Here is a 26,288-nt window from a genome sequence, read left to right on the forward strand (position 1 = left end):
CGCGGCCACTGCCTTGGAGAATGACTTAAGGGTCGTGACTAACAATGAACGCCACTTCGAGCGAATCGACGGCATTCAAATCGACAACTGGCTCGATTAGCATCGATGTCTGTCATATGCGACCTGCCTTGCTCGATTTGAACCAGTTTGACAATTCCCGACTGTAGATAAAACTGTAGCTGGTGAGTGCACCCAGGAGCCACGGATTTCAACAGATCCCAACACAGCGCCTCCTAACTGCTTGAAAACAAAAGGCTTATTTTTCGCGTATTTACGCGATTACCCACCTTCTGCTTTGGGAGCAGAAAACGCCGGAGGGTTAAACCTTTTATTTTCAATAGTTTATAGCTGTCACGCTGGCGGATGTAGTGCACGGAGCATCTACAAAATTATCTACAGTGCGTACTCGGGACGGTAAAAAACCCTGTAATCAAAGGGGTTTGGCTGGGGTGACCTCCTGACTATAGTACAGATCCGGCCTAGGGCGCCTTGACAGGCAGACACGTCTTACTCGGCGATCCCAGCGCCACGTGGGGTGCCCGGATATCAACCCGGTCGACTCCACCCATCGATCATTAGAACTCCTGCTCACCCGTGAATTTGCTAATCCTCCGAAGATATTCCTTGACAATCGTCAGTGAGATTACGATAGACGAATACGAAAGCGTATCTAGTACGGAGGAGAGGAAGTTGGCGTATTTGCTGCTCCAACCATCGGACAGTCTAATACAATCGCATCCTTCTTCAACGTCAGCCAGGACGAGAGCGTTGTTCGAATGACCACGACAATCGATGGTCAAGACTACTCGGGAGAGATCAGCCTCCGGAGCGGTGAGCAAGCGACGGTGAGCTTTGATCATCTCCTCAGTGACGGGTTCTTTAGATCGTCCACAGGTGAGCCGCTAAGGGATGCGGAAAATGGCTCCTTCGTCGTCGATAACGGACGCCCGTTTGGGGGCCTCATCATGCATTACCAGATCGTTAATCCAGAAACCGCTACTTGCGAACCCGGTACCGGGGAGATGGCCTACTACGAGTCTGTTTCCCACGAGTACGAACAGGTGGAACCGGAGAGCGAGGAGATATATGTCCAGACGTGGGGATTGATGAATAACTCCGACACTCGCAATATCTCAGGTCAGACCGAAAAGACGGTGAGCGGAAGCACAGGTCTGCAATGGTTCGGTAATGGATTGTTGGTATTCCCTGATTCTTCGGGTTCGGCTGACCTCACAGATACTGTAACCTTGATCGCCTGCGCCAGCGGAAGCTTCTCCTTGTTCTCTGCCTCCACTTTGGGCGTAAGTTGGACCAAGGTTCCAGTCAGCGACCTCACGACCAAGTATAAACTCACGAGTTGCGGCGGCATCTTCAACCGCTGCGTCTACGATCTGTGTGATCCGGCGAAGGCGCCAGTCGTCATATGCCCGAGGGCCAGCTTTTCGACCAGACTTGACTTCATCAAGGGGATCACAGGCTGCCGGTATACGGTAACGATCGGGTTTGTCTTCAGCTTCAAGTTCTGCACAATCACTCTTACGACGCCGATTTCCAGTTGCTTGTGCTGAGGCAGTCGTCTTGTGCGAGAATCGACTCATGAGCGCTGGAGTACAACTGGCACCGCCGAGAATGGGGCTGTTCAACAAGTCGGCCTTACAAGCCATCACCCTGGCTGTCATTGAGGGCCGGCATTCCGGGATGATCCGGCTTGAGCACCTCTTCCTTGGACTGGCAATCACCAACGTGTCACTTGTCGCCAGCATCCAGTTGCCGCTGCTGGAAGGTATTTTTCCACGCAACAAAAACTGGGTTCGACAACCTCTGGTATCGAAGGCCTGGTACGAGGTGGTGTTCGAACTCGCACCAACTGCTTCCAGCGAACGCGGCAGCGTTACCCCGAAACAGCTAAGCTCAGCTCTAAAGCAATTCCTCGCAGAAGATGACTTTCAAAAGAACCTGGAACCCGTGCTTGCGGCTCAGTTTTTGTCCGATGCACTGACGTCCTGGGATCTTGATATCTTGAGGGGACTGCGCCTAATAAAGTGAACTGTTGAGATCTCGAGAAACGGATGCAGCGCTGCCGAACCCCAGCCTGGCCTCCAATATATGGCCGTCGCGATTACGAACTTTAACTGCGAAAATTTTGCTTTGCGTCGGGCTGGAGTGTAGGTAAAACTGTAGCTGGTCAGTGCACCCAGGAACCACAGATTTCAACAGACTTCAACACAGCGCCTCCTAAGTGCTTGAAAATAAAAGGCTTATTTTGCGTATAGTTACGCGATTTCCCGCCTTCTGCTTTGGGATCAGGTGACATTGTGACTGTAAGCTCTTTATTTTCAGCAGTTTACAAGGACAGGCAAAGCCGTGTGTAGACGATTTCTGCCCAGAATTTGCAGATTTCCCACCCGTTGGCTGGGCGCAAACCCTATTTCCGGGCTTTCCGCCGCCGGGTTTCTGACCGTTTCTGACCTAAAAGCAGAAAGCACTGGGCCACACTGGGGCCCTCCAAATGGAACCGTCGGGCTTCACAACACGTGTGCCGCGAGGTGTCGTTCAAGAATCTCAGGGCCAGCTTTGGATTGGCAGGGGGATTAGGCTGGGGGTGCATGGTTTGTGGGCGCCACGGATGTAGCCGCTGACGAGACGTCGTAAAACTGAGCGTTCCATAACTCAGGAAGTGGCGGATCCCGCCACATGCTAGACTATGGCTATGATGCGAACTGTTGATGCGCGCTACGAGGATGGGATGTTGAAGCCGGAACGCCCGCTGCAACTCCGGTCCGGCGAACGGGTGGGGGTTATTATTGTCCGCCGTCCTGATCGGAGCCGGTGGGATTTGAAACGTCTCGCCGCAAGAGCCAGCGAGGATGAAGCGCTAGCAAGCGCGGGGCTGGAGCAGTGGGCTGATGCACTTGATGACGAGGATCGCCAGTGAAACGAGGCGAGATCTGGTGGGCGAATCTCGGACCGTACCGGCCTCAGGAACAAACTGGGCGAAGACCTGTCATCATCTGGCAGAGTGATGCGCTCAACCGCGTCCTTCAATCTGTGTTGGTGGTCCCCCTGACGACCAACCTCGAACGGGCAAGACTTGCCGGCACAGCCTTCATATCTTCGACGGACTTAGGACCTCCCAACGACTCTGTCGCATTGGCCTTCCAGCGTTCGGACCTTTGCCGTCTGAAACCCAGGGTGGCGCCGCCGTCTCGCTTGCGCTCGCCGGGGCTGACCCTGGGCTGACGAATCGCTCGCCTTCAGCGAGCCCGGACTACTAACGGAAGGCGCGGACGGGGAAGGAGATGCCCTTCCAGATCCACAGTCCGAGGCGGCGGAAGCCGCGCCTCATGAAGTTGAATTGGACGTCGCGGATGTCTTCGTTAGAGACCATGCTGCGGTAGTTGTGGCGGGTCCAACCGGGAAAATAGACCGTGTTGAGAAGGCGTTTGGGCGATTCTTTGAGGATCATCACTCCCATGCGCCCGGTGGCGGCCCCGGCCAAGTCGAAGTCGGGATCGAGTTCCTTGAGGATGCCGATGGCGGTGATCTGAGCCTTGATGTAGAGCCCCAGGTTGAAGTTGATGCGGTAGCCGGCCTGGGCCAGGCGGGTGATGAAATCGCTGAGGACGGTAAAAGGGTCGGCCTTGCCCCGCGAGGCCAGCGTCGAGGTGACGATGGCATCCACTCGAACCCGGTCTTCAGGGGTGTCGGGGATTCCCCCTTCCACCAAAGCCGGCGCGTTTTCGCGCAGGCGGTCGGCATCCTTGAGATAGACGCCCAAGAGCAGTTGAATGACCTGTTTGCGCTGCTCCCGCGGCAAGGTTCCCGCCAGGCCCCAATCCAGAAGGGCGATGCGGTGGAGGGGCCGTCCGGGCTCCTCCTCCGAGCCTTCGTAATAGAAGACGTTGCCGGCGTGAGGATCGCCGTGAAAGAGCGCAGGGTCTTGCCGGGAAAAGAGGACGTCAAGGATGAGGATGTCGTTGAGCTGCTTGGCCAGGGCCTTGCGCGCCCCGGGGTTGCCGGGATAGGCGGAGGTGATTTTGCCGCCTTCGATGAACTCCATGAAGGTGACGCGGTCGGTGGAAGGAGGATAAATGCGGGGGACCTTGACCTTGGGCTGTCCGTCGTAATACTCGTGAGCCCGGCGCAGGTTCTTCTGCTCTTCGACCACCTGCACCTCGCGCAGCAGGGCCGAGTGCACTTCGCGAAACATTTCGGACAGGGGAACGTTGCCGAGGCCGTAGTGGCGGGAATGCTTTTCGAAGTGGCGGGCCAAGCCCAGCATGATGTCGAGGTCTTCTTCAAGGGCCCGAACGGCGTAGTCCTTGATGACCTTGCAGACGGCTTGGCGAGGACGCTCCTCGTCAGGCAAGACCAGACTGGCGCGAATCACGGCGCCCACCGAGGCTTCGGCCAGTACCTGGTCGGCAAACTCGACCTGATAGCGCTGCAGCCGCTGCTCGCCCACGCTTTCCACGATGTAGTCGATCAGTTGCTGAGCGGAAGTGGTGGAGATGGAGTTCTCCAACTCCTGCAAATAGCCGCGGATGTCTTCAGGCACGGCCGGCTGGCGGGCCAGGATCTGGCCCAGCTTCTGCAGGCTGGGAGTCCGGTCGGCCAAGCGCAGCACGCGCTCTCCGCGGGAAGCGTCGGAAGGCAGTCCCAATTGGGTCAACAGACGCTCGATGAGCCGCTCTCGGGGCAGGTCGTCGAGAAAGTAAAGCAGCGCGTCGTGGACGATGTGGCGCCAGGCCGGTTGATCTTCGGGGACGATCTCCAGCACCTCGGATTGGTGCAGGGCCAGCTCCAGGATGCGGGGCCGGTAGCGCTCCCACCCGATCAGTTCCATCAGTTCTTCGATCCGCTGGGGGGAAAGACCCTGCGAAGAACCGCTGCGCAGGCGTCCCACCACGCCCAGGATCTGCTGCTGTTGCCGAGGGGTAAGCCCGGCCATGACGTCGCCGGCCAGAGCCACCGCCTCCTGGGCGACGTTGTACTCAGAGGCGTGTGAAGGGGAAGAGGGCAGCTCGATCTGGGAAAAGAGCGAGCTGAAGCAGGCCGCAAAGACAAAAATCCACCTCAAGAACCTTCCCATGCCTCTGGATTGTCTCATATCTACAGGACTTCAGTTCTCGGCGAACTCCAGGAAAGAGCGCTCGACCTGGAGCAGAATGCGCTCGCTCCAGCGGGGAGAAACCACGGCGGGAAGGCTCTTGAGGATGACTCCCAGCCCCGACTGCGGACCGTCCCAGGCCGGCCGCCCCAGCCGGGCGGCGCAGGAGCGATAGTAGCGGTCGGTGAAGAGCAGCATGAGGATGGCCGAGGCGCGTCCGAAGTTGAGTCCGCGCAGGCGCAGGTCCTGGACGAAGCGGCGATAGGCGGGGGCCAGCCTGAGGGCCCGCAGCAACAGTTCTTCACGCACTCGGCGGACGCGTTCCTGCTCAGCCGGCGTGCCGTTCTCGCGGACTCCCAACACGGGCTCCAGGTCGGGATGATAGGCGACCCCTCGGCGCAGGTCTTTTTCGATGTCGCGGGTGATGTTGGCCAACTGCACCATTTCACCGGCCAGCAGGGCGTTCTGGCGCTGCCCGGGCGTCAACTCGGAGCGGTCGTGGTAGTGCAGGCTCATCATGCGGGCCGCGAAGATGGTGGGCAGTCCCAGCACGTAGCCGCAGTAACGCCGCAGTTGATCGCTGCTGGCCAGCACGCCTTTCTGACGGGCGAAGATCTGGGAGGACCAGATCATGCCCTCGGCCATTCCATGCACCAGGTCGAGCACGATCTGCTGGGCGGCGGGATCGAGGTTGAAGAAGACCTGGTCGACCAGACCGCTCCGGTTGACCAGCAGGACGTGAGAAAGATCCCTCTCGTCGCGGGCCAATTCGGGGGAAAGCCGCTGGGCCGCGGGAGCCGTCGTGACGGGAGCCGTCCCCAGACGACGATAGAAATTGCGCAGGGCTTCCTGACGCTGTGTGTGCTCGGGGAGCATGTCTTCATAGGAATCGAGACAGCGGCAGTAGAGGTAGGCCACCGCCGAGGGCCGGGCGATGGGCTCGGGCAGCAAGGCGATGCAGGCGGAAAAAGTGCGGGCGGCGTGAGGCAAGATTCTCCAGACGAAGGTCTCCGGGTCCTCTTCCCGGCGCAGAGAGCCCAGGTCGGGCCGCTCGCGGTTGACCAACAAGTCGCGCAGGAGCAGAGCCGGCCGCCGCAGCATGAACGGAATCCGCCACCTCATGGCGGGACATTTTAATCCAAAGCGGGTGCCGGGGCGAAGGGAGTTGGCAAGGGACGGCCGCAAGGGTGCGCCTCCCACCCGGTCGGGGCCCCGCTCGGCAGCCCCGCCATCTGGCCCGATAGAAGCATTTCCAGGATCGCCGCAAGGATGCGCCTCCCACCAGGCCTGGGGCTAACTGCCCAGAGGGGAGGTGCTTGCCTCTTTGGTTCGTTGCGCTCATCACGAAGCCCTCCCTGGCCTTGGCGCAGGAGGGCCGCAAGGATGCGCTAGCGCGGTTTTTCTCCACCCATGTTCGTCGTCTGGTGGGAGGCGCATCCTTGCGGCGACTGAGGCGACCTCACACCTGTACTTAGATGGGCCAGTCCGAGGTAGTGGCCAACGAGGGCTTGAGAATCGATGGTCTAGTAGAAGCAGCGGCTGCCGTAGGGCTGGGGGCAGATGGGGCCCTGATTGATGGAAGCGCCGGTCAATTGGCGGCCCAGGCGCCCCACCTCGCACAGCGGCAGTCCCATGACATTGTTCCAGCATCCCTGCCAGCGTTGCACCAGTTCTCCGCCTTTTCCCTGGATGGCGTAGCTGCCGGCTTTGCCCAGGGGTTCGCCGGTTTTCACGTAGGCATCGCACTCAGACTGGCTGAAGTCGCGCATCCACACGGTGGTGGCCACCGCCGAGGAGGCCTCTGCGCCAGCCGCAAGGCTGATCATGGCCACGCCGGTGACGACGGCGTGGGCGCGTCCTCTGAGGCGTCCCAGCATGGCCCGGGCGTCCTCGGCGTCGGCGGGCTTGCCCAGAATCTCGCCTTGCAGGTCGATGGTGGTATCGGCGCCCAGAACCAGAGCCGAATGCCCCTTGAGCGAGCCGTCCTCCGACAGTTCGCGGACGACCCAGCGCGCCTTGTCGAGTGCCAGGCGCTCGGCCATGGCGGCCGGAGACTCGCCATCTTCCACCTCCTCGGGAGCTCGGCTGGGCCGGGTTTCGAAGGGCGCCCCGAAACGCCTCAACAACTCACGGCGCCGCGGCGAACCCGAGGCCAGGATGAGCCTGGGTGAAGTGTCCATATCGCCATCCGCTCTGGGGAGCCGTCTCCGACCATCTTCGGGCCTGCGAGGAGCGGCTCAGATTGAACTTTAGAGAACGGAAATGGTATCAAAGCCCTCTGTTGGATTGAATTACTATGCTCGAACTCGTCCTGTCGCTGGCACTGTCTTTTCAGCCTTCAACCGCCCTTCAGGCCCGCGTCCTCACCGAGGAGGGCACGCCTGTAATCGACGCCAATGTCTCTATCGTGGGGCAGCCCGGCTCGGTGCGCACCGATTCGCGCGGCTACTTCACCTGGAATCCGCCGCCCCAAGCTCCCTTCGAGGTGCTGGTGGTGCTCTCGGACGGACGCTACGTGGCGCCCGTCTTTATCGAGGAGCTGCCCGAGGACGGCGACCTGGTCATCGTGGTTGAGCCGCTTTCCAGCGAGGACGTGACGGTGTCGTCGTCGGTCACGCCCAATATCGAGGCTCCGCCCGCCAGCGGGATGACCACGGTGGTCCGCAGCGACATCGCCCGCCGGGCGCCCGTGCGCCTCAGCGAAGCGGTGGAAAACGTGGCCGGAGTCAGCACTACCTCCGACCTCCACGCCAGCGTCCCCATCGTGCGCGGACTCTCGGGCGGACGCACGCTGATCCTGCTCGACGGCGGACGCGTCACCAGCGAACGCCGGGCCGGCCCCAGCGCCACCTACCTCGATCCCTTCTTCCTGGAGGGGGTGGAAGTCTCGCGCGGACCCGGCTCGGTGGCCTACGGATCGGACGCCTTCGGCGGCATCATCCACGCCCGCACCCGCCGTCCCGAGGCGGGACAGCCCTTGCGCTTCCGCTTCAGGGGCACCTTGGCCGCCGGACTGCCGCAGAAGACGGCCGGCGCCGAGGTTTCCTGGGGACTCCCCGAGGGCGGCTTCCTGCTGCAGGGACGCTACCGCGACTTCGACGACTACCAGAGTGCCCGCGGCGAGGTGGACAATTCGGCAGCCAGCGACAAGGGCTTTCTGGGGCGCTTTCAGCACGAGGTCGGGCCGGGCGTCCTCTCGCTGGGCTGGCAGAGCGACTTCGGACGCAGCATCGGCCGTCCCGACACCCGTAATCCGGAACTGCGCGTGTTCTATTCCGAAGAGGACTCGGACCGCTTCTCAGCCAGCTACGACCTCGACCCCGTCGGCGGATTCTCGCGCCTCAAGATGGACTTCTTCCTGGGACGCTATCAGGTCACCACCCGCCGCGACGAAAATCCCACCGCCGGGCAGGGACGCATCATCGACGACGCCGACGTGAAAGCCGAGGATTACGGCTTCAGAGCCGTGGCCACTCGTCCCCTGGGCCGGGGACGCGTCGAGTTCGGAATCGACCTGAACGGGCGTTTCGACCTCGAGGCCATCGACCGCAGCTTCACCTTCTCCCCCGACGGGCAACTGGTGAGCGCCTCCGAGGGACAATCCATCGAGGACGCCCGCAAGCGCGACACCGCCTTCTACGTCAGCGGCGAGACGGCCTTCAACAAGTTCCTGACCGGATCGGCGGGGCTGCGCTACGACCGCATCACCACCCGCAATCAGGGGGGCGGCGCGGGCGACGTCTCCACAGACAACGGCGCCCTCTCCGGATTCGGGGCCCTGACCGCCAAACTCACGCGTGGCCTGACCCTAACCGGCCAGGTATCGCGCGGTTTCCGTGACGCCACCCTCTCCGACCGCTTCTTCACCGGCATCACCGCACGCGGATTCATTACCGGAAATCCCGACCTGCAGCCTGAAGAAAGCATCCAGTACGACATGTCCATGCGCTACACGGCCTCCCAGTGGAAGGCCGCGGTCTTCTACTACCACTACCGCATCGACGACTTGATCGAGCGCTTCGAAGGTCAACCCGACCTTTTCTTCTTCCGCAACCGGGGACGGGCCCGCCTGCGCGGACTGGAAGTGGAAGTCGAAACCGACCTGCCCTCGCGCTGGACGCTGCAAGCCGCCGCCGCGGCCGCGGGCGGCACCGCGTTGGACGACGACCAGCCGCTGGCCGACATCGCCACCGAAAACCTGAGACTGGTACTGCGGCGTCCGCTGGCCGAGAAAGGATACCTGCACCTGCAAGGCAGCCTCTTCGCCCGCGACGAAGAGCCCGGCCCCTCCGAGATCGTCATGCCGGGCTATTTCACCTTCGACGCCGGCTTCGGGTGGGAGGTCGAAAGGGGATACAACCTGCGCTTCCTGGTGCGCAACCTTTTCGACAAGGACTACCCCATCAGCCCCGACAGCCGGGCCATCGCCGCCCCCGGCATCGCCGGCCTGGTGACCCTGGAGGTCGACCTGCAGTAACGCTCAACAAGTGTTGGCGGCGGCAGAAGCCCGCTTGGCGTTGTCCGGCGGCAAGTACGCAGTGGGAACGACGAAGTTCGAAGGATCTCGCGGGCGACACTCGACAGGCGAGCGGGAATCGTGTATGCAGAAGGGAACCGCTTTTTTCCTGCTGGGAGGGGACGATGCTCAATCGACGACACTTTATGGGGGCTCTGGGTATCCCGGCCGCCGCCGCAACCGCCACTCTTTCCGCCGAACCCAAGGCGCTGGCCCGCAGCCTCTCTCGACTGGCCGAGCTGGCCGGCGAGACGCGCACTCCAGAAGCCATCGCGGCAGACGAATTCTACTGGCGCGAGGTGCAGGAAGCCTTCACCGTCGACCGCAGCCTCATCAACCTCAACAACGGAGGCGTTTCACCGGCCCCGGCCGCCGTGCAGGAATCGATGAAGCGCTATCTCGACTACTCCAACACCGCCCCCGTCTACACCATGTGGCGCATCCTCGAACCTCAGCGCGAGGGCGTGCGCCAACGCCTGGCACGCACCTTCGGATGCTCCCCCGAAGAAGTGGCCCTGACCCGCAACTCTTCCGAGAGCCTGCAGATCTGCCAGTTCGGCATTGATCTCCAAGCCGGCGACGAAGTCCTCACCACCAACCAGGACTATCCCCGCATGATCAACACCTTCCGCCAGAGGGAACGGCGCGAGGGTGTCAAGCTGCGCCAGTTCTCCATTCCGGTCCCCGCCGAGGACGATGACGAGATCGTGCGCCTGTTCGAGGAAAACATCACGGCCCGCACAAGGTTCATCCTCATGTGCCACATCATCAACCTGACGGGGCAGATTCTTCCCGTCAAGAAGGTCGTGCAGATGGCACGCCGCAAGGGCGTTCCCGTGGTGGTGGACGGAGCCCACGCCTTCGCTCACTTCTACTTCACCCATCAGGACCTGGACTGCGACTACTACGCCTCCAGCCTGCACAAGTGGCTGCTGGCGCCCCACGGCACGGGATTGCTTTACGTCCGCCGCGAGAAGATCAAAGACCTGTGGCCCATGATGGCGGCCCCGCCGGCCATGGACGAGGACATCCGCAAGTTCGAGGAGATCGGGACTCATCCTGCCGCCAACTACCTGGCCATCGGCGACGCCATCACCTTTCATGAGGGCATCGGACCGCGCCGCAAAGAGGCCCGTCTGCGCTACCTCACCCACTACTGGGCAGAGCGCCTCCTGCAGCACGACCGGGTGCGCCTGCACACCAGCCTCGACCCCAAGTACTCCTGCGCTCTGGCCAACGTTCAGATCGAGGGAGTCGACAGCGGCGAGTTGACCTCCCATCTGTGGAGGCAGCATCACATCATCGTGACGCCCATCAAGCACCCCGAGTTCGAAGGGCTCCGCATCACGCCCAACGTCTACACTACGCTGCAAGAACTGGAACGCTTCTGCGACGCCATGGAGAACGTGATCCGAAACGGAATGCCGGCAGCCTGACGGCTGCCACTTCCAACCTCCAAAGACCAACTCCCAATTCACTTGCGCAGATGGTCGCCGAAGTCCTGCAGGATCTCGCTGAGGGCCTTGATGATGTCGTGGGTGGTGAGGATGCCGATCAGTTCGTCATTCTTGTCCAGCACCGGAAGGCTTCCGAACTTGTTGTCGAGGACGAACTTGACGGCCTTCTCCAGGCGGTCCTGGGGAGAAAGAGTGACCAGATCGGTAGTCATGATGTCGCGGACGGCGTAGTCGTGGTCCAGGTTGTAGTAGTCGTGCCAGCCTTCCACGTCGTCGGAAATGTCGGGCCGGCGCAGATCGCGGTCGGTGACGATGCCCAGCAGGTGGCCATTGTCCACCACCAGCAGATGACGATAGCCTTCAAGACGCATCTTGACGAAGGCATGCCGCACGCTGTAGTCAGGCGGAATGCTGTCCGGGTTGGGTGTCATCCATTCGCCTACCGACCAACGGTCTTTCCTCTCGTACATCCAGATCGACTCCTTGCCTAAGTTGCCCCCACGTGGCGGCATGAAGGGGGCAAGATAAACCATCGGCGCAAAAAGTTCCAGTCTTCAGCCGCCGAAGATCCGCTCCAGCGGCAAGGACTGGGCATCCAGAAAGGAGACGACGATGGAAAGCACGAAAGCCGCGATGCAGGCTATTGCCAGGAAGAGCTCGCCCTGCGATTCCCGATCCGCCTTGGAGTAAAAGCCGGCCAGCAGATAGCCGGCGACGAATCCTCCCGCATGAGCCCAGTTGTCGACTCCGGGAATGATGAGGCCCAACACCGCCACGAAGATCGCCATGTACTTGGCCTGGGCTGCCACCGAAGAGTTGGAATTGACCAGCGCCCCCAGCAACCCGAAGATGGCCGCCGACGCCCCCAGGGTAAGTTGAGCGCCTCCGATGACCGGAATGCCCCCGAACACCGTGTACATCACCGAGGACAGCATGAAGCCTCCGATGGACGCGGCTGTAAAGATAATAACGGCTCGTGATACGCCGAACAGGGTGGTGGCGGCCGGCAGCAGCAGCCTGGCCCAGTAGAGGTTGAAGAAGATGTGAAGCAGCCCGCCATGCAGGAAGGAAGCGCTGAGGACGGTCCACCAGCGGTCCAGCACAAAGAACGGATACCAGCCGCTGGCTCCAAAGACCAAAGTGGCCTTGGGGGATGGGGAGAGCATGCCCAGAAGACCTCCCGCTCCGATGCCGGCCGGATCATAGGCCAGCGTCAACACATACATCAGGATGCAGCCGTAGAAGACGAAAGGCAGGAAACCCAAGTCGTTGCCCAGGGCCTGGAAGACTTGGGCATATCCCCACATCCCCGGATTTCGGCGTCCGCAGTTGTAGCACACCTCGTCTTTAACGCCCACCAGGTTCCGGCAGGACGGGCAAACGACTGATCCTTCACGTTTGCGTTCGAACATCGTTACCTCTCATCGGTCATCCAACCTCGCGGCGATCTGGGCATTGTACACGCTGGCGCTGAAACGGGTCCTCCACCGAGGGAAAAACGGCAGCCCCTGAAACATCTCGCTACCTGGCGAGTAAGGTGAGTTGCAAGGGACAAACCGCAGGACGCGGACAAGCCCTGGGGAGATGAGGTCGCACCTGAAACGACGAACGATAAACGGAGCAAGACCTAATCGAGGAGGAAGCCATGTCGAGCAGACATAGAATGGTCGCCATACTGTCTCTGGCCCTGCTGCTGGCCGGAGGATGGGCTTGGGCTCAAGGCCCCGGCAACGGTCCCCAAGGCCCGGGCATCGGACCGGGCGGCGGAGGTGGATTTTTCGCTGAAGGAGGCCCCCAAATGGGCCGCGCGCGGCACCGGGCTCACCACCTGGGACGCCTCATCCGGGCCCTTGACCTGAGCGAAGAGCAACAGGAGCAGGCTCGCGCGATCCGCGAACAGGCCCGCGATCAGAGCCAGGCCGTGAGGGAAGAGCAGCGGGCCCTGCGCGATGAACTGCGCACCGCGCTCGATGGTGAATCGCCCTCCGCCGAAGCGGTGGGAGCCATCGTCATCTCCCTGCATCAGAACCGCCGCCAACTGCGGGCCATCAGGGAGCAGGCCTGGACCGATTTTCAGGCCCTTCTCACCCCCGAACAATTGGAGCGGTTCGAGCAATTCCGCGAGAACCGTCGGGACCGCGGCCCCCGTGGCCGGCGAGGCGGCCGCTAAGCAACACGGGGCGCCCTGCGGCGCCCCAAAAGCGAACCGTATCCCCCCGTCCGGCGTATACCAGTACCGAGGTACAGGTATGCAACTCGACCCCGGCTGCTACTGCGGACGGATCGTCGGGAGCCGGCAGGGGGAAGGGTTCCTGCTCACGGAAACCGTTTACCCCGCCCGCACCCGCCTTTCCGCCCACTCCCATAAACACGCTTATCTCTGTCTGATCCGCCAGGGACACTACCGCGAGCACTACGGCAGGCGCCTGCGCGAATGCCGGCCCGACATGCTGGCCTTCCATCCCTCTGGTGAAGAACACCGGGAAGAGTTCGGCCCTGACCCGGTCCGCTCCTTCAACATCGAGTTGCAGGACGATTTCGCCGGGAAGGGACTGGATCGCCATCTGGAGCAAGCCGCCGAGAGCTGCGGCGGACGGGCGACCTGGGCGGCCCATCAACTCTACCGCGAGTTCCGCCGCTGGGACAGTAGCTCGCACCTGGCCGCCGAAGGACTCATCATTTTCATGCTGGTGGAATTGGGACGCCGCCGGAGCGAACGCCCCGAAAGACGCCTGCCGGGATGGCTTAAGCAAGCGCGCGAAATTCTCGAATCCCGCCTGGGAGAGCGCGTAAAGCTGGGAGAAGTGGCCCGCCAAGTGGACGTGCATCCCGTCTACTTGTGCGACCAGTTCCGGCGCTTCTATCGCTCCACGCCGGGAGAGTTCCTGCGCCGCCGCCGCGTCGAGAGAGCGGGCCGTCAATTGCGTGAGTCCGGCCGTCCATTGGCCCAGATCGCCCTGGAAAACGGCTTCTCTGATCAAAGCCACTTCACCAGGGTCTTCAGGGAGCAGACCGGCCTGACTCCGGGAGACTACCGCCGCCGCAACCGCCAGGGCCACTAGAGCAAGTGCGTCAGAAGTTTTGAGCCACCCTGTGGCGTTATCCCACGCCTTCAGCGTTCGCACCTTTGCCGTCCGAAACCCAGGGTGGCGCCGCCGTCTCGCTGGGGCTCGCCGCGGCTGACCCTGGGCTGGCGAATCGCTCGCCTTCAGCGAGCCCGGACCTGACTTCTAACACAGTCCCTTGGGCTGGCGAATCGCTCGCCTTCAGCGAGCCCGGACTTGACTTCTCACAAAGTCGCCGGGGTGGCCAATCGCTCGCCTTCAGCGAGCCCGGACTTGACTTTTAGCACAGTCGCTGGGCTAACGAATCTGTCCCTTCCAGGGACAAGAAAAGGAGGGCCCTGGCTCAGACTTATGACCGGCAGCACCGGGTGGCCGAGTTCACGCACAGGTCAAGTTCCCGTGACCAAAGTCAGCGGCACGGAGGGTATGCTCTCGGCAGTTGAGCCTTCACCGCGGTCGCTGAAACTTGCCCGGTGTGGTGAACTCGCTTGGCACCTAGGTGGCCCTAGCAGAAAAACCTGCAGATTCTGCCAGGGCCTTTTAATTCTTCAAGAAACGACTGCCGCCGGGCGGCTAGGCTGGGGGGGTTCATTCGTGAGAGAGCTTCGTCAATGAGGTAAGGCCTCTGCCGGGGAAGCTTTCCCACGACTCTATCGTGAACAGGTCCCGGCCGGCTTTCGGCCAGAGGATAGTCCTCGGGCTGAAGCATTTGGGGGAATGGAGCGTTCCTCCCAGCGAGCAGGAACGCATACCGGCCGGGACTTTCGCGTCTCCGGGGTTAATCGCGGCCCGCCGCCATCAAGAAATAGAGCAGCGTCATGAGCGAGCTGATCACAGCGGCCACGTAGGTCAGAGCCGCCGCGTTGAGCACCTTTGCGACTCCTTCCCGTTCCTGCTCGGCGATCAATCCCGATTGAAAGAGTATCCGCTTGGCGCGGCTGGAGGCATCGAATTCAACCGGCAGCGTCACCAACTGGAAGAGGAGCACCGCCGAAAAGAGCAGCGCGCCCAGGTAGATCAGGCTGGAAGAAAGAAAAAGGCCCAGCACCATGGTCATGTAGCCGATGCTCGATCCAATGCTGGCCGTGGGCACCAGCGCCGTACGCAGGTGCAAGGGGGCATAGCCCTTGTCATGCTGCAAGGCGTGTCCGGCCTCGTGAGCCGCCACGCTGACCGCCGCCACCGAGGCCGAATCGTAGACGCCGTCGGAAAGCGCCAAGGTCTTGCTGGAGGGGTTGTAGTGATCGCTGAGAAATCCGCGCGCACGGGTAACCTGTACATCGTAGATTCCCGCTTGACGCAACATCTGCTCGGCCACCTGCGCTCCCGTCATTCCGCGCATCGAGCGCACCCTGGAATACTTGCTGAAGTTGCTCTTGACCTTGAAGCTGGCCCACAACGACAACAGCAGGGGCGGAATAATGAACAACAGGTAGGTGGGATCAAAAAAGAACATCGCTTTGTTTTACCTCGTTATATTTCGATACCGGCACTGAGCCGGTTGTCTGTTCAGTGACGCTCTCCCTACAGATCATAGCTAAGACCGGCATTGCTCTATGTCAAGGGCAGTCCGCCGATGATTCGGGATGCCTTAGCCTACGATACGCCGGCGTTCCGTCCTTTGTTCAATAAGACGTACGGCAGGACGATTAGTTTCCCCTCACGGATGGCGGTATTCGCGGGTCAACACCACGGCGACGTGATCAACCTGACCGCTGAGAGCTTGCGGGAACTTCTTGGCGCGGACCTTGACGCCCTGCACCCTGGGATCGCTGAGAGCCGCCTGGCAAGCTTCGTCGGCCAGCCGCTCCAGAAGCACGAAGGATCCGGCCTCGACCCGCCGCCTCACCTCCTCGGCGACCTGGCCGTAGTCGACCGTCAAGTCCAAGCGGTCGGTGTTGCAGGCCGCCTCCAGTCCCAGGTAGAGCCAAACGTCGAGAAGGATCTTCTGGGGACGGCTGCGCTCCTCTTGCGGCACCCCCACCCGAGCCATGCAGGAGATGCCCTTGATTTCAATCTGGTCGAGCGCCTCCTGCACGCCTCACCTTCCCTCGCCCAGCGACCGGCGGGGCACCGACCTGGCGTCGCCCTGCCCAAGGCCCTCGATGAACGCATTGACGCGGCTCCAGTAGCGGGAATCGACCAGTTGGGTATTGTTGTGTTCGGCGCCTTCCACCCGGTAGAACTGCTTGGGCGGACGCAGTGCCTCATAGAGTCTCTGCCCCTGCTGCAATGGCACCACCGGGTCGCGGTCCCCATGAATCACCAGCACCGGACAGGTGCGCCGGCTCAGGTGTTCGACGGTGGCGAACTGATACCGCGCCAGCGGACTGAGGGCCCGAAAAAGCCACTGGTCTTCGATCAGGGAGTCCTTGCTGGGAAAAGTGACCTCCAGGACCAGCGCATGCGGCTCGTGAAGAGAAGCCGCGTAAGCCGCCACCGGACCTCCCAGCGAACGTCCCCAAAAAATAACCGGAGGCCCGTCTATGTAAAGGCTGCTGCGATAGTGTTTCAGAACGGCGTCTACGTCACGGTAAAGGCCTTGCTCGCTGGGCCTGCCGCTGCTCTCTCCGTAGCCCCGGTAGTCGAATGCCGTGACGGCGTATCCCTGGCGGTGGAAGGAGTCGAGGAACTCCACCCAAGAGGAGAGGTTGCCTGCATTCCCGTGGAAGTAGAGGACCTGCCCGCGAGGCTCGGGATGGGGAACCGTCCAGACCACGACCGTCTCGCCGTCGGCGGTCTCGATGCGCTGCTCTTCGTAATCCAGTCCCATGTGGGCCGGGGTCGAGGTCAATCCGCGGGTGGGATGGAAGACCAGTTTAGGCTCAAAATAGACCACCGCCAGCTTCAGCGCGGCCAGTCCCGCAGCCGCCGCGCCCAGCATTTTCAACACCATCTTCCACATGCTGGGAGGAATTGTACCGCGTTGGACTGGAACACGCCGAACGTCTAGACTGAAGGCATGTCAGTCAAGATCAAATTTCTGGGACACGCAACCTTTCTGATCACCACTCCCGGCGGCCGCAAGCTGCTCATCGACCCCTGGGTCATGAACAACCCGGCCTGTCCTGACGAAGATAAGGAACTCGGCTCGCTGGACACCCTCTTGATTACTCATGGCCACGCTGATCACTTTCAAGACGCCATCGAAATCGCCAAGAAGTACAAACCGGCTATCGGCTGCATTTACGAGATAGGCCACTATCTAGGCGAGAAAGGCATCGAAAACTGTCAACCCATGAGCAAGGGCGGAGGCCAGAAGATCAACGACGTCCACGTCGTCATGACCGACGCCCGCCACAGTTCGAGCCTGATCGAGGAGGGCGGCAAGATCTGGGACGGGGGCGAGCCTGCCGGCTTCGTCGTTACCTTCGAAGACGGGCAATCCATCTATCACGCCGGCGACACTGGTATCTTCTACGGAATGCAACTGATCGCCGAACTCTACCAGCCCGACCTGGTCATGCTGCCCGTGGGCGACCTTTTCACCATGGGACCCAAGGAAGCTGCCCACGCTTGCAAGCTCCTCAAGGCCAAGCGTGTCATCCCCATGCACTACGGCACCTTCCCGCCCCTGACCGGGACTCCCGAGGAGTTCGCCAAGTTGGTCTCCGACCAGGACGTCGAGGTGATCACCATGGAGGCGGGAAACAGCTACAACATGTAGAGGGTTTTCACTCTCGAAACTCGATCCCGGTTTGATTCCCGCGCCCGCTTTCTGCTCAAATGGCGCCTATGGACTTGGACGCATATCAAGCCGCCCGCCAGTCGGCCGCGCTGATCGATTTGCGAGGGCGCGGGAAAATCCGTGCCAGCGGGCCTGATCGAGTTTCGTTTCTGCACTCGATGGTCAGCAACGACGTTGAGAAACTGGCCCCGATGGCCGGACGGTTCAACACCTTCCTGACCATGAAAGGCAAGATCGTCGCCTCTTTTTATCTCTACAAGTTTGACGACGATTTGCTCATCGACTTAGACGCCGATCTGACCGCCACCACCATCGAGACCCTGAACAAGTTCATCATCATGGACGAGGTTGAACTGGAGGACGTCTCTTCCGAATGGGCCCATTTTTCCCTGCAGGGACCGAGCTGCGACCAAGCCGCCAAGCTGCTCCTCGGCACGGCGCCCCCCCAAGCCCAGTTGCATCTGGCCCAGGGCGCTTTTCAGGGCCGCACTGCCTGGGTGATCCGCAAGGCCGATCTGGCTCAGGACGGCTGCGAGGTCCTGCTCGACTCCGAGTCGGGTGAGGACTTTGGCAAGGCGGCTCTGGAGAAGGGCTCGGCCCTGGGGATCAAGGCGGCCGACGATGAAGTGGTCGAGACCCTGCGGGTGGAGGCAGGACGCCCCCGCCACGGGGCCGAACTCGACGAAGGCCGATACCCCATGGAGGCCCGCTTGAACGAAGCGCTCGACTTCGACAAGGGATGCTATATCGGGCAGGAAGTGGTTGCCAAGGCCACCTATATCGGAGGCGTGGCCCGGCTGCTTTGCCGCCTGGCGCTGAAAGGGGAAAAGGTCCCTGAAAAAGGCGCCAAAGTGGTTAACGAGGAGGGACGGACCGCAGGGTCCGTTACCAGCGCCGTCTACTCTCCGCGCCTGGGCCATCCCATTGCACTGGCTTACCTGAAAAAAGCCTACATCGAGCCCGGAACGATGCTGCAGGCGGTGCTGGGAGAAGATCACGCTCAGGCCCAGGTGGTTGAGAGCTTCGGATGAAGGACAACTACGACGCCGCATTCAAGGCCGTCATCGGAACTCCCCAGCGGGAGATCGAAGAGGAGTTCATCTCGGTGGCCGAGATGCAGCGCAAGATCCTCCCCGAGCCCAAGATCGTGCGGCGCTATCGCGACTTCCGCATATTCGGCGGCACCTTGCCTATCGAATGGGTTGGAGGCGACTTCTACGACTTCATCGAACTGCAGGGATTCAATATCGAGGAACGGCTGGGAGTGGTGATCGCCGACGTCTCGGGACATGGCCTCTCGGCGGCCATGCTGGTACGCGACTTCAACACCGCGCTCTACACCGGCATCGCCTTCGAAGCCCACTACGCCAAAGACACCACGCCGCTGCTTTTCGAGAAGCTCAACCGTCGCATGTTCCGCAGTTCCCTGGCCAACCAGTTCATCACCGCCTTCTACGCCGAACTGCATCCCGACGGCAAGCTCCGTTACATCAACGCCGGTCATCTCGCGCCCCTGGTTTTCCATCGAGACGAAGTCGTGCGTCTGCAAGTGGGAGGCCCGGTGCTGGGGGCCTTCGATACTCCCCCGGTCCCTTACCAGGTAGGCGAAGTCATGATCAAGAACGGCGATCTGCTGGTGGCCTACAGCGACGGCATTGTGGAGGCTGTGGACGGCGATGAGCAGGAATACGGGGTGAGCCGGCTGGAGAAGCAAGTGCTCCGCATGCAGCGACGCCCCGTGCGCGAGATCTTCGAGGCCGTCTTGGACGACGTCGACTCCTTCACGGGCCACGCCCGCCAAAGCGACGACCGCACTCTGATCATCGTCCGCAAGGGCTGACTGCTTCGCAACTTCAAGCGCCCAATCTCCAACCCGCAAGACCAGTGGATCTCCCCTTGTGGAGTTGGCTATCGGCAATTGGGAGTTGCGCAGCCGAGGCGGGCCTGCATTTCCAGCAGATCTTCGTTGCGGGGGAAGAGGCTGAGGCCTTGATCGAGGGCAGCGCGGGCGGAGCCGGGTTCTTCATGGCGCAGGTAGCTGCGGGCCAGCCACAAGTAGGCCTGAGGAAAGGGGGCTTCCTCATCGACCGCCTGGCGCAGGTACTCGAGGGCCAGCCCGTTGCGGTCCATCTTGTGGTAGCAGACGCCCAGGTAGTAGAGCAGCAGCGGATCCTTGGGGCGTTGTCTAAGCAGCCTGCGAAGGGAACGGGAAGCCTCTTCGTAGAGTCCGTCGATGGCCAGGCGGATCGCCTTCTGGGTTTCAGGATCGTGAGAAGACTGGTGCGCCTGCGGAGTTGGCTGCTTGGCCTGCTGGGATGCCGCCGCGAAGTGGACTGCGGGCAGCGTCAGCAACGCGATCAGCAGCGCGGATTCGAGTATCCGTTTCATGGTCGGTAAGCGGGCGGACGCCTCCGCTTGCCGAAGCGGCGGAGACGTCCTGACGAGGCGCATTTACTGACTGCCGTATTCCATCGTCAGCGGATCGGGCAGCGGAACCATGGTGGGGTTCTCTCCGCCCGGCAACTTGGAGATGGAGAATTCGGGGCGATCAGGGTGCCCCTTCATGATCTCCTCCACATTGCCCACCACCAGAATCACCAACTGGTCGGGGTGAAGGTACTGCTGGGCGACTCTTTGGACGTCCTCTACCGTCACCGCGCGGAGGCGGTCGCGGTAAGTGTTCCAATAGTCCTCTTCCCGCCCGATCAACTCGTCGTTGGCAAAGGTCGAAGCGATGGATTCAGCGGAAGAGAATTGGCGGGGAAAGGTCTCGATGGCGTTGACTTTGACCGTCTCCAGTTCATCGGGCTGCACCGGCTCGCTGCGGATACGCTCTATCTCCTCCAGGACGATTTGGATGGCCTGAGCCACCGTGGTGCTCTTGGACTGGAAGAGGGCCCGGAACTGCCCGCGGTAGTGGGTGCCCGGATTCATCGCGGAACCGGCGCTGTAGGCCAGGCCTTCGTCGCTGCGCACGCGGTTGGTGATGCGCGAGGTAAAACCCGAGCCTCCCAAGACGTCGTTCATCATCTGGATGGCGAACACGTCGGGGTTGTCACGCGTGATTCCCAAGTGGCCGATGGAGGCCCTGCCTTGATTCACGTCATCCTTGTTGACCATGTAGAGGCCGGGCTGGGGTTGGAAATCGGGCTCGGGCACCGGAGGAGCTGTCTCGCCCTCCGGCCAACCCTGCATGGCCGACTCCAGCTTGGCGATCAGTGCCTCGCTGTCGAAGTCACCGGACGCGGCGATGATGAAGTTGGCGGGGTGAATGTAGCGGGCATGGAAGTCGAGAAGGTCCTGCCGGGTGATGGATTCAAGCGACTCCTTGGTGGAGTACCGGGTGGAGAAAAAGTCGTCTCCGTAGAGCAGACGGCGCCATTCGCGGAACTCGATTCCGCTGGTGTTGTCGTTGCGGCGCTCCATCTGCTGCAGCGATTGGCGCATATAGAGGTCGATCCGTTTCTGATCAAAGCCGGGAGTGCGCAGCATGTCGAAAAACAGTCCCAGGGCCTTGTCCATGTCCTTGCTGAGGGCGTTGACCGAGGCCTGACCCGAGGTATCGCCCAGCCGGCTGCTGATCAGGGCGGCAAGAAAGTCGGCTTCCTCGTCGTATTCTTCGGGCTGCAGCGACTGCGATCCTCCCGAACGCAGCAGGCTGCCCATGGCCGAGGCCAGTCCGGCCTTGCCGGGCGGATCCAGATAGTCCCCTGCGCGCAGGTAGATGGTGACTTCGAAGAGGGGAAGATCGTGGTCCTCCACCAGATAGGCCACCACGCCATTGCTGAGTACGTGGCGGTAGTCCGAGCGTTGGGGCGCCGGGTAGTCCAGCGGCGGATACTCCAGTTGATCCGGATGTGAGGGGATCTTGTCGTCGTTCTCTTCACCCGCCCAAGCGCCCGTGGCGCCCAGGCTGAGAGCCAAGAGGACCAGTGCCAGCATGGTAATGAACTTTCTCATTGTTCTTGTCCCTCCATCTCGAGTTCTTTCTTGCGTTCCTCGATCATTTTCTTGAGCACCGGCACAACGGCTTTCATCTGCTCGGAAACGTTGCCGCCCTCCAACTGACCCAGCATTTGACCCAACTGATCGGCATCCAGTTGGGAAATCCGGCCTTCCATTTGCTTCACCATCATCTTTTGTTCCGGCGAGAGCGCGGCCAGCATGGGATCTTCGGGCTTGTCCGATTCCTTGGTGTAATAGAGAGCCACGGCCCGGGTTTCGTCTTTGAAGTACTTCTTGGCGACGCGCTGCACGTCTTCGGCGGTGACGGCTTGCAAGTGCTTGGGATCTTCGTTGAAGGCCTCCCAAGATCGGTTGCCATCGGCGATGAGCAACTGCAGCATGAGGAAGAAGTTGTTTTCGATGCGGCGGAAGTTGTTGGCAGCGAAGTTGTTCTTGACCTTCTGCAGTTCGCGCTCTTCCACCAATTCGGTCTTCAGCTTCTCGATCTCTTCGTAGATGGCCTGTTCGACCTCAAGCGGGTCCTTGCCTTGTTTGGCCACGGCATTGACGCTGAAATAGCCGGCCCACTTCATTCCGTCCTGACCGGCGGAAGCCCGGTTGGCGATCTCTTTGTCGAGCACCAGCGACTTGTAAAGCCGCCCGCTGCGCCCGTTCAACAAAGCTCCAATCACCAGCAGGGCCGGTTCGTCGGCGTGCCCGTCGGCAACGCTGTGCCAGCGCACTTGCACCTGAGGGTTGGTTTCGGCATAAGCGATCATGCGCTTCTCGGCCTGCTGTTCGATCTCGAGGGTGCGCACCGGTTCAGGGTCCTTGGGTCCCCGCGGGAGTCGTCCGAAGTAGCGCCGGGCCAGTTCCTTGGCCGTCTCCACGTCGTAGTCTCCCACCAGACAGGCCACCAGGTTGTTGGGGGCGTAGTTGACATCGTAGTAGGCCTCGGCCTCTTCGCGGGTAATCGATTCGACGTCGCTGGGCCATCCCACCACGGGCCATCCGTAGGGGTGAGAGGTCCAGAACATCGACTCGAACTGCTCGCGGAATTTGCCCGTGGGAGTGCTTTCGGTGCGCAGGCGGCGCTCCTCCCTCACAACGTCCCGCTCGGCGTAGAACTCGCGGAAGACCGGATTGAGCAGACGGTCCGACTCCATCCAGAACCACAACTCCAGCTTGTTCGAGGGGACGTTGATGAAATAGATCGTCCAGTCCCTGGTGGTCCCCGCGTTCATACCGCTGCCGCCCGCCTGGGTGTAGATGCGGTCGAACTCGTTCTTGGTGAGTTGGCCTTTTTCCTTGAGCGTCAGCTCTTCGAACTTCTCGATCAATTCCTGGTGGCGGGGGGAGCGGTTCTGGGGATCGTTCAAATCGGCGATGAGTCCTAGCCGATAACGCCGCAACAACTCTTCTTCTTCCTTCCGCAATTGGTCCTTCAGCAGGTCCATTTCCGACATCAGCGCCAGGTTGGCCTCGATGTCGACGCTTTCGGCCAAGCCGATGGCGTGAGTCCCCTTGAACATCATGTGCTCGAACAAGTGCGAGATGCCGGTGATGCCGGGACGCTCATTGGCCGATCCCACCTTGGCCAGCCATCCGGCTGCCACGTTGGGATCGCCCTCGCGCGGAACGAAGAGAAAGGTCATTCCGTTGTCCAGAACCAGCTCTTCTACTTCGACCTGCTGAGCGGACGCCCACGACGCCGTCAGCAAGACGCAGAGCAGAAGAATGAAACGCTTTCTCGTAATCATTGCTGTTTGCCTCTTCCTGGGTAGGGTTTTCCTTGATTGCAAGCGCAAGTATAGCATCGCCAACGAATCGTCGCCAAGAAACGCTGACGCTTATCTTCATTCAATCCAAGGCGCTGACAAGGCGATGAACATACGGCGGATGGCGCCCGTAATAGGTAGTATGACAGCAACTCACATTAGGGAAAATAAGCTTCGCCGTCAGAACGGCATCGTGGCCGGCGTATGCGGCGGTTTGGGGGCCTTTACGGGCTTGAATCCCATGTGGTTTCGCATCCTCTTCCTGGTCCTGCTGATGCCGGGAGGGCTGCCGGGATTCCTGCCCTATCTCATCTTGTGGCTGATCGTCCCCAAGGCCGACGGGAGCTAGGGTGCGGGCTGGTAGGTAAAGGCGTAGCGGGCCAGGCGGCGTTCCTGCCCGCTCTCCGTCATCCCTTCCACCGTCACCTGATAGGGTCCCTCCCGAAGCATTGGGCGGGGCAGGTTGATGACCAGTTCGTCCCGGTAATTGGGGCGCAATCCGCCGCTCTGCCAGACGACTTCGTCCTGGCGGGTCAAGGCCACTCGATAGTCGGCGTAATCGGCCCGGTCCAGCAGCAGGGCCAGCACGATCCAGCCGGAATCCGGCTGGGCCCGGACCACGGTAGCGGCTTCCCCTTCGCCCGCTGAACTGCGCAGAGCGTCGAGAGGGATCACGGGCGTGTTGATGTGGGGCTGTTGCAGTCTTTGCAGGTTAGCCGCCAACAGCCGCCGCGCCTGACGTTCCTGTTCAAGCTGTTCCCGCACCTGCGAATCTTCCTGGCCGAGTTGGGCCTGAAGCGCCTGGATTTCGCGATTGAGTCGCTCAGCTTCATCCTCGTGCTGTTGCGAAACCCGCCGCGCTTGCTCCAGTTCCAGGCGTGTATCGGCCAGTTGACGGTCGAGCGTGTTCATCTGAAGGAACAAGTAGATGGGAGGCAAGATCAAGAGAGCGGCTAAGGCTGCCGCCGCGGCCAGGGTCCAAAGCGGAACGGACCGTCCCGCCGGGCGTGTATCCTGCGCGGCCGGGGGATCCAGCCAACCCCTGGCGGCAGCCGCTTTCAGTCCGTTCTGCAAGGCCCGCGAGGTTTCCATCTCTTCCTGACAGCGGGTGCAGTGCAGGAGGTGCTCTTCAAAAGCTTCGCTTTCTTCAAGGCTCAAGCGCCCCATCAGATAGCGGTCGACAACTTGATTTTCTTCGATGTATTCATGACGCATAGCGTCCTGTTCCTCTTCCTCGCTGTATCGCGGTATCGGACCTGGGCGGGGCGATCCTCACAACTCGTTGTGCCCCGCTCTTCATAAATCTGCCGACAGCCTCCGGATTGTCTCACCCAAAGAAGCGATAATTCAGCGCGTAAACATAAAACCAGTTGCGTTCTAGAGGCACTTTACTCCCTGGATTGGCGTCCCTGGCGGGATTTCTCCACGATCTGTTTGAACCTTTGGCGGGCCCGGAAGAGGACCCGGTTGAAATGCAAGCTGTCGAGATCGAGGTCGTGGCAGATGTCCTCTTTTTCCTCTTCAGCGATATAGAAGCGATAGAGCAGTTCCCGATCGCGCGGGGTATTGAGCTGCCCGATCAGCTTCCTGACCCAGCGGGCCTGCTGTTCTTTCTCAAGGCGGCGCAATTGTTCGGCTGGAGCAGTGGCCAGACGGTCGAGTCCTTGCACTCCGTTTTCGGTGCGGCGGCGCGCCTTTTTGCGGTAGTCGCCGATGAAGAGGTTGCGGGCCGTGCGGCGCAGGAAGGCGGCCAGGCGAGAGGGGTCTTTCAAGCCCGACTCACGCAACCGCAACAGTACGATCTTAAAGGCCTCCTGGCGAAGGTCCTCGGCCAGAGAATGGTCGCGGCACATGGTCCGCAGATAGAGGAGGAGCCCTCTCTCGTACCGTCGGAAGAACTCGGCCTCGGCCGCCTCATCGCCTTCATGGACGCGTTCGACAAGCCGTACGGCGATCTCTTTCTCACTCTGCTCGCTAGCCTCATCCATCGATTCCAGTGTCCGAATTCAGTAGGGAGGCCAAGCCGGCAAAACCCTCCCGGTCGACTGTGGTCCGCCCCCGCAAGTCCGTCATTCGTGGGAGTTTGTCATCTCTTTGCGGGCGAAATTCTACCGCCCCGTTGTCAAGAGCGTCAACAAGTCAATGCTTTCTGGATCGACGCCTGGTGCTGCCGGTCATAAGTTCTGAGCCAGGGCCCTGCGTTCCTGTCCCTGACAGGCACAGATTCGCCAGCCCAGCGACTGTGTTAGAAGTCAAGTCCGGGCGCGCTGAAGGCGAGCGATTCGCCAGTCCAAGGGACTGTGTTAGAAGTCAAGTCCGGGCTCGCTGAAGGCGAGCGATTCGCCAGCCCAAGGGACTGTGTTAGAAGTCAGGTCCGGGCTCGCTGAAGGCGAGCGATTCGCCAGCCCAAGGGACTGTGTTAGAAGTCAGGTCCGGGCTCGCTGAAGGCGAGCGATTCGCCAGCCCAGGGTCAGCCGCGGCGAGCGCTAGCGAGACGGCGGCGCCACCCTGGGTTTCAGACGGCAAGGGTCCGAACGCTGAAAGCGTGGGATAACGCGACAGGGTGGCTCAAAACTTCTGACGCACTGCACTAGGTTTCCCCCAAGCTTCCGCACGGCTTGAGATCCCATTTCCTGGCGGATGCGGGTCTTGCTGGCGGCCCAGGAGCAGATGGGGCAGCGGGTCGAATCGCGGGTGCGGGCGGGACAGTTTCGATAATACCCACGGGC

Annotated in this window: 25 protein-coding genes; 12 read left to right on the forward strand and 13 right to left on the reverse strand. The window is 61.3% G+C overall.

The annotated features are described in order from the left end of the window. Positions 1-776: 776 nt before the first annotated feature. From VLU25_00125 to VLU25_00140, 4 genes are all read left to right on the forward strand, one after another. Positions 777-1,568, forward strand: a complete 792-nt coding sequence (locus VLU25_00125; GenBank protein ID HSR66318.1) for a hypothetical protein — start codon at positions 777-779, stop codon at positions 1,566-1,568. Positions 1,569-1,596: 28 nt separating this feature from the next. Next, positions 1,597-2,046, forward strand: a complete 450-nt coding sequence (locus tag VLU25_00130) for a hypothetical protein (GenBank protein HSR66319.1) — start codon at positions 1,597-1,599, stop codon at positions 2,044-2,046. Positions 2,047-2,710: 664 nt separating this feature from the next. Further along, positions 2,711-2,935 (forward strand): antitoxin family protein, encoded by a 225-nt coding sequence (locus tag VLU25_00135; GenBank protein ID HSR66320.1) that lies wholly within the window; start codon positions 2,711-2,713, stop codon positions 2,933-2,935. Then, positions 2,932-3,240, forward strand: a complete 309-nt coding sequence (locus tag VLU25_00140; GenBank protein ID HSR66321.1) for a type II toxin-antitoxin system PemK/MazF family toxin — start codon at positions 2,932-2,934, stop codon at positions 3,238-3,240. The genes VLU25_00135 and VLU25_00140 overlap by 4 nt, the downstream gene beginning before the upstream one ends. Positions 3,241-3,271: 31 nt before the next feature. Here the strand turns inward: VLU25_00140 and VLU25_00145 are convergent, their stop codons facing one another. The 3 genes from VLU25_00145 to VLU25_00155 form a co-directional block, all read right to left on the reverse strand. Further along, positions 3,272-5,080, reverse strand: coding sequence for an AarF/UbiB family protein (locus tag VLU25_00145; GenBank protein ID HSR66322.1), 1,809 nt, complete (start codon positions 5,078-5,080; stop codon positions 3,272-3,274). 42 nt (positions 5,081-5,122) lie between these two features. Beyond that, positions 5,123-6,232 carry a squalene/phytoene synthase family protein gene (locus tag VLU25_00150; GenBank protein HSR66323.1) on the reverse strand — a complete coding sequence of 370 codons (1,110 nt, stop codon included), beginning with the start codon at positions 6,230-6,232 and terminating at the stop codon, positions 5,123-5,125. A gap of 401 nt (positions 6,233-6,633) precedes the next feature. Next, on the reverse strand, positions 6,634-7,290 hold the full coding sequence (locus VLU25_00155) for a Maf family protein (GenBank protein HSR66324.1): 657 nt from the start codon (positions 7,288-7,290) through the stop codon (positions 6,634-6,636). Between the two features lie 116 nt (positions 7,291-7,406). Here VLU25_00155 and VLU25_00160 point away from each other — a divergent pair, with 116 nt between their 5' ends. Together VLU25_00160 and VLU25_00165 are read left to right on the forward strand one after the other, a co-directional pair. Beyond that, positions 7,407-9,587: a TonB-dependent receptor gene (locus VLU25_00160; GenBank protein ID HSR66325.1), complete on the forward strand. Its 2,181-nt coding sequence runs from the start codon at positions 7,407-7,409 to the stop codon at positions 9,585-9,587. Positions 9,588-9,751: 164 nt separating this feature from the next. After that, the gene (locus tag VLU25_00165; GenBank protein ID HSR66326.1) at positions 9,752-11,062 is read left to right on the forward strand and encodes an aminotransferase class V-fold PLP-dependent enzyme; all 1,311 of its coding nucleotides are present in this window, start codon (positions 9,752-9,754) and stop codon (positions 11,060-11,062) included. 38 nt (positions 11,063-11,100) lie between these two features. Here VLU25_00165 and VLU25_00170 read toward each other — a convergent pair whose 3' ends face one another. Then, entirely contained in the window at positions 11,101-11,553 is a 453-nt protein-coding gene (locus tag VLU25_00170; GenBank protein HSR66327.1) for a CBS domain-containing protein, read from the reverse strand. Positions 11,554-11,637: 84 nt separating this feature from the next. Continuing rightward, on the reverse strand, positions 11,638-12,495 hold the full coding sequence (locus tag VLU25_00175; GenBank protein ID HSR66328.1) for a rhomboid family intramembrane serine protease: 858 nt from the start codon (positions 12,493-12,495) through the stop codon (positions 11,638-11,640). Between the two features lie 233 nt (positions 12,496-12,728). Between VLU25_00175 and VLU25_00180 the strand changes: the two genes are divergently transcribed. Then, complete coding sequence (locus VLU25_00180; GenBank protein HSR66329.1) at positions 12,729-13,253, forward strand: Spy/CpxP family protein refolding chaperone; 525 nt, start codon at positions 12,729-12,731, stop codon at positions 13,251-13,253. 79 nt (positions 13,254-13,332) lie between these two features. Next, positions 13,333-14,145: an AraC family transcriptional regulator gene (locus VLU25_00185; GenBank protein ID HSR66330.1), complete on the forward strand. Its 813-nt coding sequence runs from the start codon at positions 13,333-13,335 to the stop codon at positions 14,143-14,145. 781 nt (positions 14,146-14,926) lie between these two features. On the opposite strand, the gene VLU25_00190 is transcribed toward VLU25_00185, so the two are convergent. The 3 genes from VLU25_00190 to VLU25_00200 form a co-directional block, all read right to left on the reverse strand. Beyond that, positions 14,927-15,604: a zinc metallopeptidase gene (locus VLU25_00190; GenBank protein HSR66331.1), complete on the reverse strand. Its 678-nt coding sequence runs from the start codon at positions 15,602-15,604 to the stop codon at positions 14,927-14,929. Between the two features lie 204 nt (positions 15,605-15,808). Then, on the reverse strand, positions 15,809-16,186 hold the full coding sequence (folB, locus tag VLU25_00195; GenBank protein HSR66332.1) for a dihydroneopterin aldolase: 378 nt from the start codon (positions 16,184-16,186) through the stop codon (positions 15,809-15,811). Positions 16,187-16,189: 3 nt separating this feature from the next. Further along, positions 16,190-17,053 carry an alpha/beta hydrolase gene (locus VLU25_00200; GenBank protein ID HSR66333.1) on the reverse strand — a complete coding sequence of 288 codons (864 nt, stop codon included), beginning with the start codon at positions 17,051-17,053 and terminating at the stop codon, positions 16,190-16,192. Between the two features lie 57 nt (positions 17,054-17,110). Here VLU25_00200 and VLU25_00205 point away from each other — a divergent pair, with 57 nt between their 5' ends. From VLU25_00205 to VLU25_00215, 3 genes are all read left to right on the forward strand, one after another. Then, the gene (locus tag VLU25_00205) at positions 17,111-17,815 is read left to right on the forward strand and encodes a metal-dependent hydrolase (protein ID HSR66334.1); all 705 of its coding nucleotides are present in this window, start codon (positions 17,111-17,113) and stop codon (positions 17,813-17,815) included. 68 nt (positions 17,816-17,883) lie between these two features. Further along, positions 17,884-18,867 carry a glycine cleavage T C-terminal barrel domain-containing protein gene (locus tag VLU25_00210; GenBank protein ID HSR66335.1) on the forward strand — a complete coding sequence of 328 codons (984 nt, stop codon included), beginning with the start codon at positions 17,884-17,886 and terminating at the stop codon, positions 18,865-18,867. Continuing rightward, complete coding sequence (locus VLU25_00215) at positions 18,864-19,676, forward strand: PP2C family protein-serine/threonine phosphatase (protein ID HSR66336.1); 813 nt, start codon at positions 18,864-18,866, stop codon at positions 19,674-19,676. Before VLU25_00210 ends, VLU25_00215 begins: the two co-directional genes overlap by 4 nt. A 68-nt stretch (positions 19,677-19,744) precedes the next feature. Here the strand turns inward: VLU25_00215 and VLU25_00220 are convergent, their stop codons facing one another. From VLU25_00220 to VLU25_00230, 3 genes are all read right to left on the reverse strand, one after another. Then, positions 19,745-20,224 (reverse strand): tetratricopeptide repeat protein, encoded by a 480-nt coding sequence (locus VLU25_00220; protein HSR66337.1) that lies wholly within the window; start codon positions 20,222-20,224, stop codon positions 19,745-19,747. Between the two features lie 63 nt (positions 20,225-20,287). Then, a complete protein-coding gene (locus tag VLU25_00225) occupies positions 20,288-21,796 on the reverse strand; it encodes a pitrilysin family protein (GenBank protein ID HSR66338.1) in 1,509 nt (502 codons plus the stop codon). Beyond that, the gene (locus VLU25_00230; protein ID HSR66339.1) at positions 21,793-23,541 is read right to left on the reverse strand and encodes a pitrilysin family protein; all 1,749 of its coding nucleotides are present in this window, start codon (positions 23,539-23,541) and stop codon (positions 21,793-21,795) included. The genes VLU25_00225 and VLU25_00230 overlap by 4 nt, the downstream gene beginning before the upstream one ends. A 160-nt stretch (positions 23,542-23,701) precedes the next feature. On the opposite strand from VLU25_00230, the gene VLU25_00235 reads away from it, so the two are divergent. After that, entirely contained in the window at positions 23,702-23,908 is a 207-nt protein-coding gene (locus VLU25_00235; GenBank protein HSR66340.1) for a PspC domain-containing protein, read from the forward strand. Here VLU25_00235 and VLU25_00240 read toward each other — a convergent pair. After that, positions 23,905-24,774: a zf-HC2 domain-containing protein gene (locus VLU25_00240; GenBank protein ID HSR66341.1), complete on the reverse strand. Its 870-nt coding sequence runs from the start codon at positions 24,772-24,774 to the stop codon at positions 23,905-23,907. The two genes, VLU25_00235 and VLU25_00240, sit on opposite strands and share 4 nt — an antisense overlap. Positions 24,775-24,947: 173 nt before the next feature. Then, positions 24,948-25,547, reverse strand: coding sequence for an RNA polymerase sigma factor (locus tag VLU25_00245; GenBank protein HSR66342.1), 600 nt, complete (start codon positions 25,545-25,547; stop codon positions 24,948-24,950). Between the last annotated feature and the right edge of the window lie 741 nt (positions 25,548-26,288).

It is taken from the genome of Acidobacteriota bacterium, from assembly GCA_035471785.1.
Taxonomy (GTDB): Bacteria; Acidobacteriota; UBA6911; order RPQK01; family DATIPO01; genus JANQFM01.

What these genes read in the sequence shown, in the direction of transcription:
- VLU25_00125 (HSR66318.1), top strand. Translation starts at nt 777, where the DNA reads ATGACCACGACAATCGATGGTCAAGACTACTCGGGAGAGATCAGCCTC.
- VLU25_00130 (HSR66319.1), top strand. Translation starts at nt 1,597, where the DNA reads ATGAGCGCTGGAGTACAACTGGCACCGCCGAGAATGGGGCTGTTCAAC.
- VLU25_00135 (HSR66320.1), top strand. Translation starts at nt 2,711, where the DNA reads ATGATGCGAACTGTTGATGCGCGCTACGAGGATGGGATGTTGAAGCCG.
- VLU25_00150 (HSR66323.1), bottom strand. Translation starts at nt 6,232, where the DNA reads ATGAGGTGGCGGATTCCGTTCATGCTGCGGCGGCCGGCTCTGCTCCTG.
- VLU25_00155 (HSR66324.1), bottom strand. Translation starts at nt 7,290, where the DNA reads ATGGACACTTCACCCAGGCTCATCCTGGCCTCGGGTTCGCCGCGGCGC.
- VLU25_00160 (HSR66325.1), top strand. Translation starts at nt 7,407, where the DNA reads ATGCTCGAACTCGTCCTGTCGCTGGCACTGTCTTTTCAGCCTTCAACC.
- VLU25_00165 (HSR66326.1), top strand. Translation starts at nt 9,752, where the DNA reads ATGCTCAATCGACGACACTTTATGGGGGCTCTGGGTATCCCGGCCGCC.
- VLU25_00170 (HSR66327.1), bottom strand. Translation starts at nt 11,553, where the DNA reads ATGTACGAGAGGAAAGACCGTTGGTCGGTAGGCGAATGGATGACACCC.
- VLU25_00175 (HSR66328.1), bottom strand. Translation starts at nt 12,495, where the DNA reads ATGTTCGAACGCAAACGTGAAGGATCAGTCGTTTGCCCGTCCTGCCGG.
- VLU25_00180 (HSR66329.1), top strand. Translation starts at nt 12,729, where the DNA reads ATGTCGAGCAGACATAGAATGGTCGCCATACTGTCTCTGGCCCTGCTG.
- VLU25_00185 (HSR66330.1), top strand. Translation starts at nt 13,333, where the DNA reads ATGCAACTCGACCCCGGCTGCTACTGCGGACGGATCGTCGGGAGCCGG.
- VLU25_00190 (HSR66331.1), bottom strand. Translation starts at nt 15,604, where the DNA reads ATGTTCTTTTTTGATCCCACCTACCTGTTGTTCATTATTCCGCCCCTG.
- VLU25_00200 (HSR66333.1), bottom strand. Translation starts at nt 17,053, where the DNA reads ATGTGGAAGATGGTGTTGAAAATGCTGGGCGCGGCGGCTGCGGGACTG.
- VLU25_00205 (HSR66334.1), top strand. Translation starts at nt 17,111, where the DNA reads ATGTCAGTCAAGATCAAATTTCTGGGACACGCAACCTTTCTGATCACC.
- VLU25_00210 (HSR66335.1), top strand. Translation starts at nt 17,884, where the DNA reads ATGGACTTGGACGCATATCAAGCCGCCCGCCAGTCGGCCGCGCTGATC.
- VLU25_00215 (HSR66336.1), top strand. Translation starts at nt 18,864, where the DNA reads ATGAAGGACAACTACGACGCCGCATTCAAGGCCGTCATCGGAACTCCC.
- VLU25_00220 (HSR66337.1), bottom strand. Translation starts at nt 20,224, where the DNA reads ATGAAACGGATACTCGAATCCGCGCTGCTGATCGCGTTGCTGACGCTG.
- VLU25_00225 (HSR66338.1), bottom strand. Translation starts at nt 21,796, where the DNA reads ATGAGAAAGTTCATTACCATGCTGGCACTGGTCCTCTTGGCTCTCAGC.
- VLU25_00230 (HSR66339.1), bottom strand. Translation starts at nt 23,541, where the DNA reads ATGATTACGAGAAAGCGTTTCATTCTTCTGCTCTGCGTCTTGCTGACG.
- VLU25_00235 (HSR66340.1), top strand. Translation starts at nt 23,702, where the DNA reads ATGACAGCAACTCACATTAGGGAAAATAAGCTTCGCCGTCAGAACGGC.
- VLU25_00240 (HSR66341.1), bottom strand. Translation starts at nt 24,774, where the DNA reads ATGCGTCATGAATACATCGAAGAAAATCAAGTTGTCGACCGCTATCTG.
- VLU25_00245 (HSR66342.1), bottom strand. Translation starts at nt 25,547, where the DNA reads ATGGATGAGGCTAGCGAGCAGAGTGAGAAAGAGATCGCCGTACGGCTT.